The organism is Methylocaldum marinum (assembly GCF_003584645.1).
In the GTDB taxonomy this organism is placed as follows: Bacteria; Pseudomonadota; Gammaproteobacteria; order Methylococcales; family Methylococcaceae; genus Methylocaldum; species Methylocaldum marinum.
Genome location: NZ_AP017928.1, coordinates 964,042 through 983,569 on the forward strand (window position 1 = coordinate 964,042; position 19,528 = coordinate 983,569).

Here is a 19,528-nt window from a genome sequence, read left to right on the forward strand (position 1 = left end):
AGGCTCAGGACAGGCTCCGCGTAACCCACCGACCCTTCGACTGGCTCAGGACAGGTCCGAGGTCGCTCGGTGGGTTACGGCCTCACGGCCTAACCCATCCTACGAAAATGAATTCCTGATTGAAAGCGATTCGAAGTTGAATAACGACGCGTAAACCCGCTTTCGGCGGGTTTGCGCCGGTGCCCGAGTCCACGGAAGCGGCGCGGCTCGGGCATCGCGTCCTTGCGATGCCGCGGTCTCCCTCTATAGCTTGCCGCTCAATTGAATGCCGAACCAGCGTGGGTAAGGGTCCGGGCTGTAGGAATTCCACCCGATTTCGTGCCTGCGATCGTTGAAGATGTTCTTTCCGATCAAACTCAAATCCCACACCCGGTCCCGGGTGCCGATGCCGATGGCAGCGTCCGTGCGGGCTCTGTCGTCTAGCCAGCCGTAAGCCGAGAGGTTGTCGGTATTGTTGAACTTGCTCTGGAAGGTGGTGTTGAAGCTGGTGTGCCACATGAAGTTGTCGAACACCGGCAGGGCATATTCGGCACCCACTGCGAACTGCCATTTCGACGCGCCGGGCAAAAGCTTGCCGCCCTGATCGATGTAAGGCTGCGGCAAGTACGCCAGTTCTTCCGGTTTGGCCGCGTTCTTGTAGTCGATGTATTTGGCGACGTTGTAGGCACCGTTCAGGCGGATCGACAAATTCGGAATGGTGTTTATGACACCGTCGAACTCGATGCCATGCGCCCGCACTTTCTTCACATTGCCCTGTGCGGCCACGTACACCGTCGGGTTGGCCTGGCCGTTGGCGATGTTGATCGCCGTCTGGAAGTCGTCGACGACGAGCACCGACTGCTGATAGTTGTGGATATCCATCACGAAGGCATCGATGTTGAAGATCACCGATTTGTCGAGCCAGAAGGACTTCAGTCCCAATTCCAGGGCATGGGTGTTTTCCGGTTCGACTCTTTGCGGCAATCCGTTCACGGCGATGACGGACCCGGATTTCTCGCCGTACTGCCAGGAGAAATAGCCGGTCAGATCCTCGTTGAACCGATAGCTGGGCGTCAATTGAGCGGTAATCAAAAGGTCGTCGTAATCGCCTTTGACTTTCTCGTTCAGGCGTCCGATCTGCTGGGCGCGGAGCGTTTTGGCCGTACCCACCAAGCGTTTTTGCTCTGCGGTCAAAGTGTCGTAGGTTTCTCCCGGTGCACCCGCCAAGCTTTTGCCGAAATAGCGGTTGGCCACCTGGTCCGCGAGATTCAACTGTTCGACCGAGTTGCCCGGATTCAAGTTGCCGTTGGCGGCGGAATCGAAGCCGCCCAGCGGTACGTCCCGTATCGCAACCGGATTCAGGGCGCCGCCCGCTCCGTTTTTGGTGAGGACTCTGCGATTCGAGGTCGTACGGTCTTCGAGCGTGAGACGCAATCCCGCGGTCAGGGTGAATTCATCGGTAAAATGCAGGGCCGATTCGCCGAACAGAGCGCCCGATTCGGTTTCGACCCGGGTCGTTTCCTTTACGCGCGCGTCCTGCAACACGTCCTTGAGCAAGGCCAGTCCCGACCCTCGATCGGCCCCGGCGTTTCGGTCCAGGGTGTTGTATTGCGCGTTGGTGGCGAACCAGGCTCCCGCATCGGCTCCCCAGCCGGTTTTCCCGATGATGTCGTCCTTGGTCTTCAGACCGATGACGCCGGCCGTGTAATCGATGAACCCGCCGGGTTTGTTCCGGACCTTGAGTTCCTGTGTCCATTGCCGATAGAACACGCCGCCGCCGCCGTCCACGCTGATATCGAAGGGTGTACCTTCGTCGTTGTGCGCATCGAAGGAATATTCGCGTACCCCGGTGATCGAGCTCAGTAAATGCTCCCCGATGTCCCAGTCGACCTGGAACGATCCGCCCTGGTTGGAAACGGTCTGGCCTTTATTCTCGTTGAACCAGACCGATTGCCGCTTCTCGCCGCCGATATAGTCTTCCCAGGTAAAACCCCGGTTCTGGAAATAAGGACGGGGTCCGGTGAACACGCCCGCGTTGTTGGTAAAACCGAACAGCTTGGCTTTCGCCTGCGTACCGTTGGGGTCGACCAACGAGCCGTCGGCGAATCGAAACGGCACGTCGTGATAGAAAGTCAGGCCGTTCTGGAGCTGCGGCTGCCTGGGCTCGAAATCGGCGGTGAATCGTGCGGTCAGGTTGGATGTCGGGGTGAACAGCAGCTGTGCGCGGCCGCTCAAACGATCCCGGTTGTACAGACTGTAATTGTCGTCGTATTCCTGAGTATAGAAGCCGCGCCCCTTGTCGACCAGGAAAGAACCGCGCCAGGCCAGGAAATCCCTGATCACCGAACCGCCGAGCGCCCCTTGCAAAATGATGGCCTCGCGCTGCCCGTAGGCTGCGGACAGCTCCGCGGTGGGGCTGAACGTCGGCATCTTGGAAATCACGTTGACCTTGCCGGAACTCGCGGCCAAGCCGCCCTCGGTACCCCGTGGACCGCGCGTGACTTCCACCGAGTCGACGTCATAAAAACTGAAGTTGGCAAGCTGGGTGAGCGCATACGGGACGCCGTCCACGGTGACCCCGACGCTGGGATCCTGGGTTTCCGTGAAACTCCGCTTGCCCAAGCCGCGAATCGATAGCGACGCGCCGCGCGTATTGTTCTGGTTGAACTGCACGTTGGACGCGCGTCGGGTAATGGAACCGAGGTCCAGCGAAAGTTCTCGGGCGAGTTCCTGGCCCGATACGACCGACGCCGATTGCGGAACATCGCGGCAGGGAACGGGGTCAGGTCTTGCAAGCCAACATTCCTTCACTATAATTCCTTCGCTGCGAGATATGGAGCGAGTGAGCGAGCGAGTCGAGTAGTCCCCGGAAGCCCGAGCGCCGGGTGTGAGACCGAAGGTCGACGCGATAGCGGCGGTCGGAGGTCTCACACAAGGCATCGCGACCGGGCGTCGAGTGATCTGCGAGCGGTGTCCGGACCCCTTGTTGGGTCCGGACCAGACGAGCGGGGACGGCCGGGGCGCCGAAGGCAATAACTCGTCGCCAATTTTTTGCTCCTTTTGGTGACTTGGAGGTCCCAAAAGGTTTCGCAAAAAATGGCGACGCAATCGTATATGGCAAGACCCTTACGCATAGAACTCTCAGGCGGCCTTTATCATGTCACCTCTCGCGGCGACAGGCGCGAGGCCATCTTTTTCTCCGATGAAGATCGGCGAGTCTGGCTGGATTTGCTTGGACAGGTTTGTTCCCGCTTCAACTGGATTTGCCATGCCTATTGCCTGATGACCAATCATTACCACATCGTCATTGAAACGCCGGAGGGCAATCTGGCGCAGGGCATGCGGCAACTGAACGGCGTCTATACTCAGATGACCAATCGCACGCATGGACGAGTCGGTCATGTGTTTCAGGGGCGGTACAAGGCAATAATGGTGGAAAAAGACAGTTATCTGCTGGAGTTGGCGCGCTATGTGGTGCTCAATCCGGTACGGGCCGGCATGGTCAACGATGTAGATGACTGGCCGTGGAGCAGTTATCCAGCAATGGTCGGGTCAATGTCAACGCCGGACTGGTTACAGACTGACTGGTTATTAGGCCAGTTCGGCAGGCAGCGCAATCAAGCCCGGGCCGGTTATATCGATTTTGTGCGTGCCGGTGTCGGCCTGCCCAGCCTCTGGGACAAATTGCAGGGCCAGATTTATCTCGGTGACCAGGCTTTTGTTGCCCGCATGCAGTCCGTGCTGGCAAAGGACGAAGCGCTACAGGAAATCCCCCGCGTGCAACGCCGGCCTGTCGCCAAGCCGCTGGCTGAATATCGATCCGAGTTTGCGCATGCCCCTCATACCGGTATGGCACTGGCTTATCTTTCCGGTGATCATTCGATGAAGGCTATTGCCGAGGTATTCGGGGTGCATTATGCGACGGTTAGTCGGGCCGTCAAAGCATATGAACGGAATCACGGCAGATGATTGGCTTGCAGACATACTGAGCCATGAACTTCAAAGCAAAGATGCTGGATTGCAAGACCTGACCCTGATCCTCCTGTGAAATCCGGGCTTGGAAGACCGTGAACCGACAAATGTGAAATCAAGCGGCATTTTCGTGATTGAGACGCCTGAGCCGAATCTCAGCCGTGGTATGCGTCTCCTCGATCAGGCCTATACCCAAGCTTATAACCGTCGGCGTAGCGGGGGCGCTCACGTGCTCCAAGGACGATTCAAGAGCATCGTGGTGGACAAGATCCCGTATCTCTTGGCGTTACGCTCAATCCGGCGGAAGCACACCCGATAGCTGCCTGGTTGCTTCCGCGTGAAGCCAAACGGCCGCAAACGAACGGCATCCCCCCGATTCATTCCTGGTTCCTAGAGGCGAGCGGTTTCGAACCGGAGAGTAAGCAAAGATCCTATCGATAGTAACTGTCATGAGTCATGTTGAACCCAAAAGTGACATAAACTTTGCTATTCTTGAACGACCCCGATGCAGGGTTGCGTGCCGTAAGCCTGCCAAGGGTGCGTGGCCGCAGCGGCAATGGATGGTGTGGAGCTAGAGCTTTTCGGGAGCTCTGCGAGTAGGTCGGCAACCCTTTGCCGACGCCGCCGGGCCGATGGGTTTGTCGGCATTGGCGTCAACCCTCTTTCAGGTCAGGGTCGCAGCCCGCATATAAACCATCGGAGCCGCAGGCGGTGGCCCGTGACCGATGCCGCAGGGTTTGAGTGCCCATTTTCTGCTGCCGAAAACGAGATCGCGCCGATGCACGCGTTCGAGCAATCGAGTGCGAATGAGCTGTCGTCCAGCGACCCTTTTCTAAGACGGCCTTGCAGATTAAGATAATTTTAGGGACTGATTTTGTCGGATCAGCGAATATGAAATTCAACCAAAAAACTCGGCTGATACAGGTTTTTTCACCCCTCGGCCCCGACATTCTGCTGTTTCATCGGATGCAGGGGCTGGAACGCTTGGGGGGACTTTTCGACTACGAGCTGGATCTGCTCAGTGCCAATGGGGCCATCAATGCGGACCAGCTCCTCGGCGACCGCCTGGACGTCGCCCTGACCCTCCCCGACGACAGCGTCCGCTATTTCAACGGTGTCGTCTGCCGCTTCGCGCAACTGGGCGGGGCTTTGGACCCGGACCGCACCCTCGTCCATTACCGCGTGACGCTGAGGCCCTGGCTCTGGCTGCTCACGCGCACCTCCGATTGCCGCATCTTCCAAAAGAAAACCGCCCCCGACATCATTGCCCAGGTGTTCCGCGACCACGGCTTCACCGACTTCGAAGCCCGGCTCAGTCTGACCTATCCTCAGCGGGAATACTGCGTCCAATACCGGGAATCCGACTTCAACTTCGTCAGCCGGCTGATGGAAGAGGAGGGCATCTACTATTTCTTCGAGCATGCGAAAGGCAAACACACCCTGATCCTGGCCGATGCCGCCGCCGCCCACCCGAAGGTGCCGGGCTACGAGTCCATCCCGTACTTCGAACCGAACAACAGCGCCCGCCGCTTGCGCGATCACCTGTTCTCGTGGTCGTTCGCCCGCGAAATCCAGCCCGGGTGTTGCGTGCTGACCGATTACGATTTCACCAAGCCGATGGCGGATCTCCAGGTGAAACGGCAACAGCCGCGTCCGCATGCCCAGGCCGAGTGGGAAGTGTTCGACTACCCGGGCCAATACGCCCAGGTCGAGCACGGCGAGCACTACGCCAGCACCCGCCTCGAGGAACTTCATGCCCGGCACGAACTGGTGCAGGCCCGGGGCAACGCCCAGGGCCTGGCCTGCGGCGCGCTGTTCGGCCTGACCGATTATCCGCGAGAGGACCAGAACCGCGAATACCTGATCGTCTCCGCCGAATATCGGCTGCAGAGCAACGCTTATCTGTCGGAGGGTCCCGTGCTCGAGGAGGAGGCCTTCGACTGCACGCTGACGGCACTGGACAGCCGCCAGCCCTACCGGCCGGCGCGCGAGACGGTCAAACCGGCGGTCCGGGGGCCGCAGACGGCGGTGGTGGTGGGGCCCGCGGGCGAGGAGATTTACACCGACCAGTACGGGCGGGTCAAGGTGCAGTTCCATTGGGACCGGGAAGGCCAACGGAACGAGAACAGTTCATGCTGGATCCGGGTATCCCATCCCTGGGCCGGGAAAAACTGGGGGGCGGTCTCGATCCCCCGGATCGGTCAGGAAGTGATCGTCGACTTCCTGGAAGGCAACCCCGACCAGCCCATCATCACCGGCCGAGTCTACAACGGCGACACCATGCCGCCCTATGCGCTGCCCGGAGCGGCGGTGATCAGCGGCATCAAGTCCGATACCCACAAGGGGCAGGGCTACAACGAGATTTCCATGGACGACACGGCGGGCGATGAAAAGATCACAATCCACGCTCAGTACGACATGAATACCACCGTGGAGCACGATCAAACCAACGCCATCAAGAACAACCGCACGACGACGGTAACGGTGGACGACACCCTGACCGTCGACGCCAACCGTACCATGCACGTCAAGGGACAGTTGTCCGAGACGGTCGACGCCGGGCATCTGCTTACGGTGAAGGGCGGACTGACGGAGGATATTACCGATGGCCGAACGATCACGGTGACCGGTCCCATCGACCAGAGCTCCACGGCGACCACCGATCTGCATGCGACCGGTGCCGGCACCTACACTTCCGATACCTCTCTGCGCCTCGCCGTGATGGGCTCGACCATCGAGATCACACCGGATGCGATCACCCTCAGCGTCGGGGCCTCGACGGTAAAGATCGATCCGGCCGGCGTCTCCATCAGCGCGCCGAAAATCTCCCTCAACGGCTAGGGCGGACGGCATGTCCCTGAACCCCGTCGAACGTCGTCTCGCCTATTTGTGCGGCGAGTGGCTCCGCTTCCGGGAGAACCCGAATGCGCGGCTCTTGGTCTGGCAAGTGCCGGAAAACGCCTTTCGCCTGGTCGAGGCTTTCGTCGAGGCACAGAAATACGAGTCGGATTACACGTCCGGCGACCTGTTCATACTGTTCAAGGCGCCTTACGAACACACTCTGCAGTATTCCAGAGCCCTGAAGGACGCCTTCCGGGCACAATACGACGCTAGCCACGAGGGATTGAAGGCGGAGGGATTGCCGGTCGATTGGCATTTCGATCCCGCGGCGTCGCCCGGCACGCCGGCGGCCTTTGTGGCGGCGCTACGGTCGTTCGGGTCGAAATACCACCATTCGATAGGCCATCTGGTCAGCGTATTAATGCCCGTGGCGATGACTGACGAAGCGGCTTTTGCCGACTGGGTGCTGCGTGCCTTGGCGGTCGAATGGCCGGAGCGCATGCGGATATTGTTGATCGATTCGCTGGAAAACCCCCGATTTCAGCGCCTGCTCGACGCCAACCATCCGCGCATCGCGCTGAGCCGGCCGCAAGTGGACGGACTTACGGTCGCACAGGAGACGTTCGCCCAGGAACCGGTCCAGGGGCCTGCCGGCGTATTTCGGAATCACCTGACGGGGCTGCTGGCTCTGACCGAAAAGGGCACGGCCGACCAGGTCAAGGCCAAGGCCAAGGATGCGCTGGTCTACGTGCGCCGGCAACAATGGCTCGACCAGGAGGTGGTCGTGCGCCTGCTGGTAGCCGGTGCCTTGCTGAAGGAAAACCGACACGACGAGGCGGTGCAAGTTTATCGGAGCGCTCGTCAGGTCGCCCAGCACGTTGCGGAACAGGGTCATCCCGCCGGCAACAAACTGGTCCTGCAGACCTGGTTCGGCGAAGCCGGCGCGCATTTGGCGAAAGGCGATGCCGAAACTGCGGGTCTTTGCTACGACCAGGCAGCGCCGCTGGCGCAACGGGACCGTAACGGCATCCTCGGCATCGAAGCGTTCCGCATGGGGGCGTATTGCCGGGCTCGTACCGGTGACGTCGCCGGGGCCTTGGAACGGGGACGTTGCGCTTACGCGCTGGGAGAACAACTCAAGCCCGAGGCGAGAGGTATGACCACCTTGCCGCTGACCGGGATCGACCTGCTGCGGGCGCTCGATCCGGAGCGGGTGGCGCTCATGGAGCAGGTGAAGGCGAACTTGCAAGAGCGAACGCGTTCGGCCGGCAAGACGCTGGAAGAGCAACTGCAGGGCTTGGGCGGAACGGCGACAGCAGAAGCCGAGGGTGCCATCGAGCAGGCATACCTCGCGGCAATCGACGAACTCAAGGCCGAATCGGCGACCCGCCTCGACCACATCGTCGCCGACGCGGACGCGACATTCCGGACGCTATTCGCCCGCAGCCGTGAACTGTTGGGAAACGACTGGCCCTTGTGCAGCGAACTCGGGTTGATGGCGCCGGCGGCCGAACAGCAGGTTAAAGCCGCATGATGCCGGCAGCCAAGCACGGCGATCCCCAGCTCGGGGTGGACATCCACCTCTGCACGACGCCGGTACCGACCCCGCTGCCGACCCCGCACATCTCCGTCGTCTTCGATCCCTTCGACTACATCCCCATCATCGGCGCGACCGTGACCGTGTGCGGCATGAAGCGCGCCACCGCCGGCACCGCCGGCATGGTCGTGCACATTCCGCCGGGGTTTCCGTTTGCGCCGAAACTCCCGGACACCGACGACGAACTGTTCATGGGCAGTTCGACGGTGATCGCGGACGGCGATCCGTTCTCCTACATTTCCCTGCCGGTATTGGGCTGCCAGGTCGCCGGCATGGTCAGCCCGTTCCGGCTGCGGAAAAAAGGCGGCCCCAGGATCATGGTGTTGCCCACGACCTTCAACCTGGCGATCCCGACCACCGTGTTCGTCGGCGGCCCCCCGACCATCTCGATGATGGGGCTGGCCTTCAAGGGCGCGTTTGCGGGCCTCGGCAAACTGGCCAAGTCCGGGGTGTTCAAGCGATTCCGGCAAAAGCTGTTCAAGAACATGAAGCCCGGCTTTCTCAAGTGCACGGTCTTGCGCGCCGAGCCGGTCAACATCCTGAACGGCGAAGTTTCCGTCGAACAGCAGGACTTCGAGTTGCCGGGCCGCCTTCCCCTGCGCTGGGTGCGAAGCTACGGCTCGTCCGGCGACCATGTCGGGCTGTGCGGCACCGGCTGGCAGACCCCGGCCGACATTCGGCTCGAATACGACGGCACCGACGGCAGCGTGCTGATGCACGGACCCGACGTCGGTCCGATCGCTTTCGAGCGGCTGCCGGCCGCGGTGGGCGAGCAGGGCGCCGAACTCGAGCTGATGGACGGCGCGCGGCTGACTGATACGGGCGACGAATACCGGGTCGCCACCAAGGACGACCGCGTCTACCACTTCCCCAAATCGCTGGTCCGCCGCGATCCGCGCGGCCGGCTATGCTGGCCGATCGGACGCCTCTCGGACCGCTGCGGGAACGCCCTCGACGTCGAGTACCGCGGCGGCCGGATCGTCGCCATCCACGAGTCGGCGGGCCGGCGTCTCGCGCTCACCCTCGAAAACGACCGCCTGACGGCGGTGACGCTCCACGACCCCGCGAGCCGGACCGAACACACCTTTGTCCGCTACCAATACGACGCGGCGGGCGACCTGGTCGCCGTCATCGACGCGCTCGGCGCGCCCTATCGCTTCGCCTACGACGCCCATCGCATGGTTCGCCACACCGACCGCAACGGGCTATCCTTCCAATACGCCTACGAGCGGGCGGCGGACGGCAGCTGGCGGGTCGTCCATGCCTGGGGCGACGGCGGATTGTACGACTACCGCTTCGACTACTCGGACCTCCTCAACGAACGCCGCATTACCGATTCGCTGGGCCAGGTCACGCTGATCAAGCTCGACGAGCGTGGTTTACCGATCAACGAGACCGACCCCCTGGGCGGCATGACCCTCTACGAATACGACGACGCCGGCCGCACCACGGCGGTGGTGGACCCGGACGGCCGCCGCACCGAATACGCCTACGACGCGCACGGCAACCTCCTCAAGCTCACGCGCCCCGACGGCCACGCGATCACCACCGAGTTCGACGAGACCGACAAGGCCGTTCGCATCACCGACCCCAACGGCGGCCTCTGGCAGCAAGCCTGGGACCGGCGCGGCCTGCTGATTGAACAGAAAACGCCGCTCGGCCACGTCTCGCGCTACGAGTACGACGCCCACGGGCAGATCATCGCCCACACCAACCCGCGCGGCGCGCGCACGGCGCTTCGCTTCGACGCGGTCGGGAATCTTTCCGGGATCAAGGATGCGCAGGGCCAGGTCACGCAGTTCGCCTACGACCCCTTGGGTAACCTCGTCGGCAGGCTCGACCCGCTCGGGCGCAAGACGCTCTACCGCTACGACGCGAAAAGCCGGCTGACGGCAGTCCGGCTGCCGTCCGGCGCGACGGTGCGCTGCGGCTACGATGGCGAGGACAACCTGACCCGCTACGCGGACGAAAACGGCGCCGAAACCCGGCTCGAGTACTTCGGCCAGGGCGAGATCGCCAAGCGCCTCCAGCCCGACGGCCATACCGTTCAGTACCACTACGACACCGAAGAGCGGCTGATCGGCGTCACCAACCAGCGCGGCGAGACCTACCGGCTCGAGCGCGACGCCCTCGGGCGCATCATCGAGGAAGTGGACTATTGGGGGCAGTCGCGGCGTTACGACTACACGCTCGCGGGTCATCTCCGGCGCAGTGTCGACCCGCTCGGCCGCGCGATTCACTATCGCACCGACCCGCTCGGCCGCATCGTCGAAAAGGCGCTCCCGGACCCGGACGGCGGCGACAAGCCCTGGATCGAACGCTTCGCCTACGACGCCAACGGCAACCTGATCGGCTGCGCCAATCCGCATATCCGTATCGAACGCCGGTTCGATCCCGACGGCCGCCTGATCGAGGAAAAGCAAGGCGAAACGTTCACCCTCCGCAACGCCTACGACGAAGCCGGCAACCGGATCGAGCGCCACACCGAGTTCAAGCGGGGCGACACGGTGATCGCCCATGCCGTCCGTTACGCCTACGATGCCCTCGACCAGGCGATCGAAATCGCCATCGACGACCACGCCCCCATCGCGATCGAGCGCGATGCGGTCGGGCAGATCATCCGCGAGCGCCTGAGTCCCCGTCTACGCCGCGAGGTCGACTACAGCGCCGACGGCTACCTCACCCGCCAGCGTATCCGCACCGACGCGGATACCGTGGTCGACCTCGCCTACGACTACGATGCCGCCGGCAACCTGACCGAACGGCGCGACGCCCGGTTCGGCATCGACCGTTACGTCTACGATCCCGTAGGCCGCATTACCCAGCACCTCGACCCACACGGCCAGATCAAGCACTACCTCAACGACCCCGCGGGGGACCGGCTCACGACGCGGATCGTCGAGCACGAAGCCGCGCAAGCGGGGACACCGGACGCCCAAGGCGAATGGTCGCGCGAAGGCGAATACGAAGGCGCCTTTTATCGGTTCGACCGGGCCGGCAACCTGATCGAGCGCCACGACCGGCGCGGCGCCTTGCACCTCCGGTGGGATGCGAACCAACGGCTGATCGAGAGCCGGCTGGAGGGCGTGTCCACCCGCTATCGCTACGACCCCCTGGGCCGGCGAATCGAGAAGCGCACCGGCGATAAAGTGACGACCTTTGTCTGGGACGGCGACGCCCTGGTGGGCGATTGGAGCGAGAACCCAACCGATCCGGTTGTCCCGGCGAAAGGGATGGCCCGGGAATGGGTCTACTACCCGGAGACCTTCGAGCCCCTGGCGCTGCTCGGCGGCCGAAGCGGACCGGACACCCTCCTGCACTACCACAACGACCCCAACGGCTGTCCGATCCGGCTGACCGACTCGAAGGGCGAAGTCCTGTGGGCGGCGAGTTATACCGCCTGGGGACAGATCGCGCGGCTGCACGTCGGCTATGTCGATAATCCGATTCGGTTGCAGGGGCAGTATGAGGATGGGGAGACGGGGCTGCATTACAATCGCTTCCGATATTATGCTCCGATATTTGGTGAATATATTTCCTGCGATCCGATCGGGTTGCTCGGCGGAATTGATTTATACGAGTATGCACCTAATGCTTCCAATTGGATAGATCCGCTTGGGCTCAAACGCAAGTGTGAGGTATTTGTTAGATATGTATCTGAGGCCGAAGCTCGTGCAATTAAAGAGGCTAATGGATTAGTACCAAAAATGCATAAAGGTAACCCTTCCCGCGGTGCGAAGTGGATATCGGAGCTTGGACAGGCTCGCGATCCCAGGACCCTTGGCAAGTCTAGCAATTATACTCATAAGGTGGAAATTGAGGTCGATCCTGGCACTAAAGCATGGTTAAATGAAGCCTCAAGAAAGTTGGACTATGAAGAGATAATTGGTGGCGAATCCAATAATCCGCTTAAAGTTCTTGTAAAGCGGAATGAGCCGGGATCTTACGGTATAGGCTCTGGATTGATATCAGATTTCAATAGTAAAATTAGAAACATTAAGATAACCAAAATATAGGAATATTAAATGATAATTAGTCAACATAGTTTTATAGATTGTCTTCTCTATGTTATCACCAAAATAAAGCAAGGTTGTGAAGCATTTGATTCTTTTAATGAGAAAATATGCCAAGATTTTTTAAGTCAAAACTCTGAAACTCCGGATAATCTTGCAAGTATCCGGCGGATCGAATATGGCAAGATTCCGATGTACTTTGAGCGTCCGACATATGGGTTAAAAGTTAAAGGAACCGAATTTCTTATATCCCATATTGTATGGAAAGCATTAGAGACTGATGCCGGCGTTGATCTCATTCTCAAAACGTTTCCTGAATTATCTCGTGAAGACGCTGAGGCTGTCCTCAGGGTATGCACTGTAATCTTATCAAACCTAGAGGCAACTGACGTGCCCCCCGTTTCTTAATAGGGTTCCGGCAGATAAATCAGAGTCACAAGACAGAAGACAAAGGGATCGGGTCTGGCTCTCCCATATTTCCCGTGGTAAACACTGCATGCAGTATGCCAAGGAATGGATAGCGAAATGTCAGCGGCTTTGATATTTTGCTGGAAGCCATGATTTTCTTTTAAGCCCAAATGACTCAACCGCAGATACAGATACCCTTAGACCTGCCCAATGTTCAGGTAGAACATTGCGAACAAACACCTCAAGGTTTGGTGATTACGGTGGTCAGCACTAGCCAAACTGCCGTGTGTCGTCGGTGCGGGCGCACGATTGATAAGTTTCACGGCTACGATAAAGAGATTACCTTGCGGCATCTGCCGATTTTTGACCGGCCGGTTTGGATTTGGATCAAGCCCAAACGTTTTCAATGCCCCCATTGCCACAAAGGCCCGACCACGACCCAGCGTTGTGAGTGGTATGACCCGAAGAGTCCCCATACCAAGGCTTACGAGCATTGGATTCTGCGGGAATTGGTCAACAGTACATTGAGTGATGTCAGTTTGAAACGCGACCTCACGGTGGCGTGCATCGAAGGCATCATCGACCGCCATGTTCAGCGGCAAGTCGATTGGTCAACGGTGCCAAACTTGGAATTGCTTGGGATTGACGAAATTGCGCTGAAGAAAGGGCATAAAGACTTTGTGGTGATTATTTCGGGTGTTACGGTTAAGCGGGAGAAGTTTATTCTGGCGGTGTTGCCGGACAGGAAAAACGAGACGGTCAAATCCTTTTTGGAGACATTACCACCGGATCAACGCGAGCAGGTCCGCCAAGTCTGTATCGACATGAATGAAGGTTACCGCAATGCGGTTCAAGAACCCCTACCCAACGTGCCAATAGTGGTTGATCGTTTTCACGTGGCCAAGCATGACCGCGATTGCGCCGATAAAGCTCGCAAAGCCGAAATGAAGCGCTTGAAAACGACATTGTCCGAGCATGACTATGCGCAGTTGAAAGGGGCGATGTGGGCGTTTCGTAAACCCTGGATAGCCTTAAGCGAGGAACAGCAAGGTGTCTTGCTACACCTCTTTCAGCATGCACCGACCTTGAAAGAGGTCTATATTCAACGTGAAGTACTGACCGGTATTTTTGAAAGCCGCATCAACAAAGCCCAGGCGGAACAGGCCTTAATGCAGTGGCTGGAACGCATCACGGCATTAGGTCTGAATTGTTTTGCCGCTTTTGCCACAACTTGGGGTCATTGGCGCGATCCCATTATCAACTACTTTGTTCGGCGCGAAACCAGCGGTTTCAAGGCGCGGGGCCAGGTCTTGCAATCCAACACTCTTGTCCTACACAGCCCCGCATGTGGCAAGACCACTTCGCATCGAACTGGCAGGCGGGCTTTTCACGTGACATCGTGCGGCGACCACCGGGAGGCTATTTTCCGCGGCGATCATGACCGGCGGGACTGATTGGCCCTATTGGGCGACGTCGGCGCGCGTTTCAACCGGCGTTGCTACGCGTACTGCGAGATGATGAACCATGGCTAGAAACGCCGGATGCCAATCTGTCGGGAGGAATGCGTCAGCTGAATGGCGTCAATACGCAGCGCTTCAATAGCCGCCATGGGCTGGTCGGCCACCTGTTCCAATGGCGGTTCAAGATCGAAGCGAAGCAACCTTGTTCCATGGAACTGTTGGTCATCGCGTAACGTAAACGGTTGAGCAATGACCCTTTGGCTTCAAAACTCTGAACTCAAGACTATTCAGCAATCGATATCGTAATGTCGCGCATTTGGGTATTCGCCACCTTCACCGTGGTAGTGGTTATTGTAGTCGTCTACGTCACATCGAGTTGTGAAGACTGCGCGAATACGGCCCGCCATTTCATTCGTGAATTGTTCCGCGCACTTCGCTGACGCCGGCAATGCTTTGATCTCGGGGTATTGTCCTGCTGGTGAGCACGGCTCAGGAGCGTTCCAACGGCCGCCGCAGAACTCGTTCCGCACCGGTCCAGATTCGTTGGCCATAGCCTCGAAGACTGCCATTACTTAATCGCCGATTTCTTCCCGTAATTCCTCGATCCTGAAGAACGCCGTCGGTAAGCGGCTTGCGCCCGGTTCTCGATTCAGGCCGGATGGTACTGATAGAGCCAGGTTTCCGACATTGCCTTGTCCTTGACACGCAGATAGCAGCGCATCTCGACGGGGTCGGTTCCCGCCACGGCCAGGTCGAAATGGGTACGCCAGTGGCCGGCCACGCCGTCCGGCACGGCTTCGATTTCGATCCTAGAGAGTTCCCCGCGCGACACGGTGACGACGGGCTCCGGTTTGGTGCCGAAAGGCAGTTTTGCCAGCGGTTTGCCCCTGAATTCGACCGTGAATTTGCGCACGCCCTTGGGACGCGGTTTGCCGGGTTGGCCGCCGTTGCCGAGGCGGGTGGCGACGCAGCGGGCGAGCGGGGTCGGGTAGGGTAGGGTTCATCCGCCAGCCACCTGATTAAGCGCCACGACCGGCACGGCGCCCTACACCTTAGGTGGGATGTGAACCAACGGCTGATCGAGAGCCGGCTGGAGGATGTGTCCACCCGCTATCGCTACGACCCCCTAGGCCGGCGAATCGAGAAGCGCACCGGCGATAAAGTGACGACCTTTGTCTGGGACGGCGATGCTCTGGTGGGCGATTGGATCGAGGATCCGACCGACCCCGTTGTTCCGGCTAAAGGGGTCGCTCGGGAATGGGTGTACTATCCGGAGACCTTCGAGCTCTTAGCACTTCTTGGCGGCCGACGCGGACCGAACACCCTCCTGCACGATCACAACGACCCCAACGGCTGTCCGATCCGGCTGACCGACTCGAAGGGCGAAGTCCTGTGGGCGGCGAGTTACACGGCGTGGGGGCAAATCGCGCGGCTGCACGTCGGCTATGTCGATAACCCGATTCGGTTGCAGGGGCAGTATGAGGATGGGGAGACGGGAATCCATTACAATCGGCATCGATATTTCGATCCGGAATCAGGTCTTTTTGGGGCGCAGGATCCTATCGGTTTGTGTGGTGGCCTCAATCCATACCAATATGCTGCTAACTCGTTGGGTTGGATTGATCCATTGGGACTCCAATGTAAACCCGGCTATCAATATCGGCAGGGTAAGGCAACGGATCCAGGCTTGGCTGATTTCGTGAATGATCTTGAAAGCCGAGGCATTAAGGTTTTAGGCACAAACTTGGAAATCATAGATTTAAAAACAGGTAGTGTTGTCGGAGAAATCGATGTGTTGACGGCAAATGCGGCAATCCAATATAAGCATGGTTCATCAAGTGCACATGCCGTTCTGGCTCAAATCCAGGATAGATCAAAGCCGTTCCTTGACGTTCCCGTGGTAGGATTTGTCCGAGGAGCTGGCGGGAAACTCAATGCGGCAAAGAGAACCGTACAAGCCGCTAACAAAAAAGAACCTGTGACAAGCGACATTGAAATCCTGGTTGCTGTCATCAAGTAATTTGAAAAGGGTTGTTCTAGCCATGTCCCAGTCCGTAGTTCTTATATTTCCCACGACCATTACCTTAGAGAGCATTTGCCAGATGCTCCGCGAACAATGGGATCAAAACCTGTTTGTTCATCTCGGCCGTTGCAATATTGAAGTTCAGGAGCCTGGAAATGGCGTCAAATACGTTTCGATCGGGGAGTTAGTCCCTGCGGATGAGGTACACGACGATTATCTCTCGAATGAGGATATTCCTGTCGAAATCCAGGAGAAATTGCGGGATACTGTCTTCTTCCATGTAGCATATAATGACTACATATTTTGCAGCACCGTTATTCAATATTTGTTTTCGAAGTTGACTCATGTTCAAGACCGGGTGTGGCTGGATAATGACTACGGTACTTTGATTCCTGCCGAAACGGTATTGAGGGAGTTTGGTATCAACCCTTTATGGGACTGGCGGCAGTCCGCATAGCAAAGGCCCCGGGGTCACACAGGCCACGGGGTCAGGTCTTGGTTGCGGCTGGGCAATGCTGCACATTCCAGCGGGTGAGAATCCCGCCCCGGTAACCGCTAGCCACGGGCCCAATGCCGTTAAGTTAAGGAGCTTGTGGTATACTATGTGACGTAACTATCTGAAAACAAAGGATTAATCAATGAAGGTCGCTTAGCGCTATCCATGCCGGTATTCTTGCCGATCTCACCAAAACGCTTCACGATCCCCAGTTCATCGCCGACCATCGCACCCGCCCAACCGCCTTCTCCCGGCAGCGCATCCTCACCTTTCCGGTCCTTGTCGCCTTCCTGCTCTGCGCCTTCAAAGGCAGCCTCCAGTCCTTGCTCGATGACCTCTTCGCTACGCTCCAGGCACCGCTGCCCCGGACGGTGACCCAAAGCGCCCTGTCCCAGGCTCGCCAGAAGCTGAAAGCCTCCGTGTTCGAAGCCCTCAACGAGCGCTTGCTGGGCTCCTTGGCCACCTTGCTGCCCGAGCCCCGCTGGCGCGGCTTGCGCCGGGTCGCCGCCGATTCCACCACCTTACGCTTACCGGCCTGGCCGGAAAACCAGGCCGAATTCGGCGTCCAGTCCGATCACCCGGGCCAACCGTATGTGTTGGCGCGTGCCTTGGGGCTGTTCGCCACCACGTCACGCCTGATGCTCAAGGCCGTCCTCGGCCGCTTCGACGAGGCCGAGCGTGCCCTCCTGGCGCAACGGCTCCCACACCTTGCCGGCGACGACCTCCTCATCCTGGATCGCGGCTTTCCCGCCGTCTGGCTGTTCACCCTGCTGCAACAGCGCGGCCTGCCGTTCCTGGCTCGGATGGACGGGACTCCATGGTCCTGTGTCGAGCGCTTCCTGCTCTCCGGCCAGACCGAAACGGTCGTGACCCTCAAGGTCTCCAAGGCCGCTCAAAGACAAGCACAAGCGGCCGGCATGCACCTGATCGACAACGCCGTCACCCTTCGCCTGATCCGCGTCGTCCTGTCCACCGGCACCGTCGAGGTCCTCGCGACCTCGCTCCTCGACGCGCAAACCTTTCCCGCCGCAGACTTCAAAAGTCTCTACCACGCCCGCTGGCACATCGAGGAAGCCTTCAAAGTCCTCAAACACCGCCTCAACGTCGAACAGTTCTCCGGCGAACTCCCCGAACCCATCCGCCAGGATTTCCACGCCAAGCTCTTCACCGCCAACCTCGCCGAAGCCCTCGCCCGCTCCGCCTACGACACCCTGCCCGAAGACAAGGCCCAACGCTATGACCCCAATGTGACCTATGTCCTCAACTCCCTGAAGACGCGTCTATTCTGCTGGCTCATCCAGCGCGTATCCCCCAGCCAAATCCTCACCCTTATCGAGCTCTATGCCAGAACCCTGGAGCTCAAACGGCCCGATCGAAAGGCACCAAGACCCCAATCCCGCATCAAGCCAAAACCTCGACGTCAATACAAATGACCCTTAACTTAACGGCATTGCCCCAAGGGCTGTCCGATCCGGCTGACCAACTCAGCAGGCGAAGTCCTATGGGCAGCGAGCTATACCGCCTGGGGGCAAATCGCGCGGCTGCACGTCGGTTATGTTGATAACCCGATTCGGTTGCAGATGAGTCGCGCCGACTTCGAGCACTTTCTGTCTACCGGCAATCTTAAAGCGACAACCGAAACCTTCATGTCGCCCACGAGAAAATCCTCCGAGGCCTATGAGGGAGTGCTGGTCAAGTTCCAGCTGGTCGAGGGCACCACCCAGGCGTTGCGCGATATCGGCGTAAAGGCTCACGGCAAGAAGTCGGAGGCGCTACTTCCGGATTTGCCGCAGGTGAAGAAGGGATGGGCACGCAGCAAAGCCTTGTTCAAGCAGGAAGGCGACCAGGTCAATATCGGTTTGGGAAAAGGTCGCGCCCTGGATGGTGGTGGGTTTAAGTAGTTTATATACTACAATGTACAATTATTTCTTAGCTTAAGCATTGACTGGACCAATGGCCTATCAAACGATTCCGTGCAAATACTGTAAAAGTTCCGATGTGGTGCGCTATGGTACACAGAGTGGTTACCCCCGCTTTCGTTGCAAGCACTGTGGGCGCACCTTCAAGACCGAATACATTTACCGGGCCTACGAGTCCGGTATCAAAGAACAGATTGTTGACATGGCGATGAATGGCAGTGGTATTCGAGATACCGCTCGTGTTCTCGGGATTGGGAAAAACACAGTCATGTCTACACTGAAAAAAAGTCCACCGAAGTGGTCACGGTGAATCCTTAGCTCTCGGGAAATCGCCGTGGAAATCAGGCATCTCTTTGATTCGCCGATGGATGTTCAGGCGGACGAACAGTGGAGCTATGTGGCTCGCAAGAAGAACCAACGTTGGCTCTGGTACGCCATCGACGCCGCCACCGGATGCATTTTGTCATTTGTGTTTGGGCGGCGCAAAGAGGACGTTTGCGAACAATTGATCGCCAATCTGCGCGTTTTCAATATTCGAACCTATTACACCGATGATTGGCCAAGCTATGCGGCGTTCATTCCGGCAAACCAGCACGTCATTGGTAAGAAATATACGCAAAAGATCGAAAACAAAAACCTTTTGTTACGCACTCGCATCAAGCGCTTAACTCGCAAAACGATCTGCTTTTCAAAATCTGAGTTGCTTCACGATGGGGTGATCGGCCTCTTCATTAATCGCCACTGCTTTCAACTAAATTGACCCACCACCCCCTGGAGGGCACCTCGAAAAACCTCCTTGGTCTGCGCGCGCCCGGTAAAA

At 58.7% G+C, this 19,528-nt stretch carries 13 protein-coding genes and 3 pseudogenes; 13 read left to right on the top strand and 3 right to left on the bottom strand.

What is annotated here, in order from left to right; all coding sequences use genetic code 11:
* Positions 1–243: 243 nt before the first annotated feature.
* Complete coding sequence (locus sS8_RS04270; protein ID WP_232020507.1) at positions 244–2,790, bottom strand: TonB-dependent receptor; 2,547 nt, start codon at positions 2,788–2,790, stop codon at positions 244–246.
* A gap of 285 nt (positions 2,791–3,075) precedes the next feature.
* Between sS8_RS04270 and sS8_RS04275 the strand changes: the two genes are divergently transcribed.
* The 7 genes from sS8_RS04275 to sS8_RS29475 all read left to right on the top strand — a co-directional run bounded on the left by sS8_RS04275 (position 3,076) and on the right by sS8_RS29475 (position 14,503).
* Positions 3,076–3,948, top strand: a complete 873-nt coding sequence (locus sS8_RS04275) for an REP-associated tyrosine transposase (protein WP_331852280.1) — start codon at positions 3,076–3,078, stop codon at positions 3,946–3,948.
* An 894-nt stretch (positions 3,949–4,842) separates the two neighbouring features.
* A complete protein-coding gene (locus tag sS8_RS04280; RefSeq protein WP_119628568.1) occupies positions 4,843–6,792 on the top strand; it encodes a type VI secretion system Vgr family protein in 1,950 nt (649 codons plus the stop codon).
* Positions 6,793–6,802: 10 nt separating this feature from the next.
* Positions 6,803–8,326, top strand: a complete 1,524-nt coding sequence (locus sS8_RS04285) for a hypothetical protein (RefSeq protein WP_119628569.1) — start codon at positions 6,803–6,805, stop codon at positions 8,324–8,326.
* A complete protein-coding gene (locus tag sS8_RS04290; RefSeq protein WP_119628570.1) occupies positions 8,323–12,405 on the top strand; it encodes an RHS repeat-associated core domain-containing protein in 4,083 nt (1,360 codons plus the stop codon). Before sS8_RS04285 ends, sS8_RS04290 begins: the two co-directional genes overlap by 4 nt.
* A gap of 9 nt (positions 12,406–12,414) precedes the next feature.
* Positions 12,415–12,810: a hypothetical protein gene (locus tag sS8_RS27535; RefSeq protein WP_145986408.1), complete on the top strand. Its 396-nt coding sequence runs from the start codon at positions 12,415–12,417 to the stop codon at positions 12,808–12,810.
* A 170-nt stretch (positions 12,811–12,980) separates the two neighbouring features.
* Positions 12,981–14,264 (top strand): ISL3 family transposase, encoded by a 1,284-nt coding sequence (locus sS8_RS04295; RefSeq protein WP_119628571.1) that lies wholly within the window; start codon positions 12,981–12,983, stop codon positions 14,262–14,264.
* A 107-nt stretch (positions 14,265–14,371) separates the two neighbouring features.
* Entirely contained in the window at positions 14,372–14,503 is a 132-nt protein-coding gene (locus sS8_RS29475) for a hypothetical protein (protein ID WP_268870502.1), read from the top strand.
* A gap of 416 nt (positions 14,504–14,919) precedes the next feature.
* Here the strand turns inward: sS8_RS29475 and sS8_RS04300 are convergent.
* Positions 14,920–15,246: pseudogene (locus sS8_RS04300) on the bottom strand (glucan biosynthesis protein); the annotation flags it as partial.
* An 87-nt stretch (positions 15,247–15,333) separates the two neighbouring features.
* Here sS8_RS04300 and sS8_RS29480 point away from each other — a divergent pair.
* A complete protein-coding gene (locus sS8_RS29480) occupies positions 15,334–16,290 on the top strand; it encodes an RHS repeat domain-containing protein (protein ID WP_119632612.1) in 957 nt (318 codons plus the stop codon).
* Positions 16,291–16,312: 22 nt separating this feature from the next.
* Positions 16,313–16,750, top strand: a complete 438-nt coding sequence (locus sS8_RS04310; protein ID WP_145986409.1) for a hypothetical protein — start codon at positions 16,313–16,315, stop codon at positions 16,748–16,750.
* Between the two features lie 143 nt (positions 16,751–16,893).
* Here the strand turns inward: sS8_RS04310 and sS8_RS28955 are convergent, their stop codons facing one another.
* Complete coding sequence (locus sS8_RS28955; protein ID WP_232020508.1) at positions 16,894–17,169, bottom strand: hypothetical protein; 276 nt, start codon at positions 17,167–17,169, stop codon at positions 16,894–16,896.
* Between sS8_RS28955 and sS8_RS04315 the strand changes: the two genes are divergently transcribed.
* The 4 genes and pseudogenes from sS8_RS04315 (at position 17,050) to sS8_RS04325 (ending at position 19,468) form a co-directional block, all read left to right on the top strand.
* Positions 17,050–18,222 carry an IS4 family transposase gene (locus tag sS8_RS04315; RefSeq protein WP_232020704.1) on the top strand — a complete coding sequence of 391 codons (1,173 nt, stop codon included), beginning with the start codon at positions 17,050–17,052 and terminating at the stop codon, positions 18,220–18,222. The genes sS8_RS28955 and sS8_RS04315 overlap by 120 nt on opposite strands.
* 36 nt (positions 18,223–18,258) lie before the next feature.
* Positions 18,259–18,318: pseudogene (locus sS8_RS29810) on the top strand (RHS domain-containing protein); the annotation flags it as partial.
* 51 nt (positions 18,319–18,369) lie between these two features.
* A complete protein-coding gene (locus tag sS8_RS04320) occupies positions 18,370–18,690 on the top strand; it encodes a hypothetical protein (RefSeq protein WP_232020509.1) in 321 nt (106 codons plus the stop codon).
* A gap of 52 nt (positions 18,691–18,742) precedes the next feature.
* A pseudogene (locus sS8_RS04325) lies at positions 18,743–19,468 on the top strand (IS1 family transposase).
* Positions 19,469–19,528: the final 60 nt, after the last annotated feature.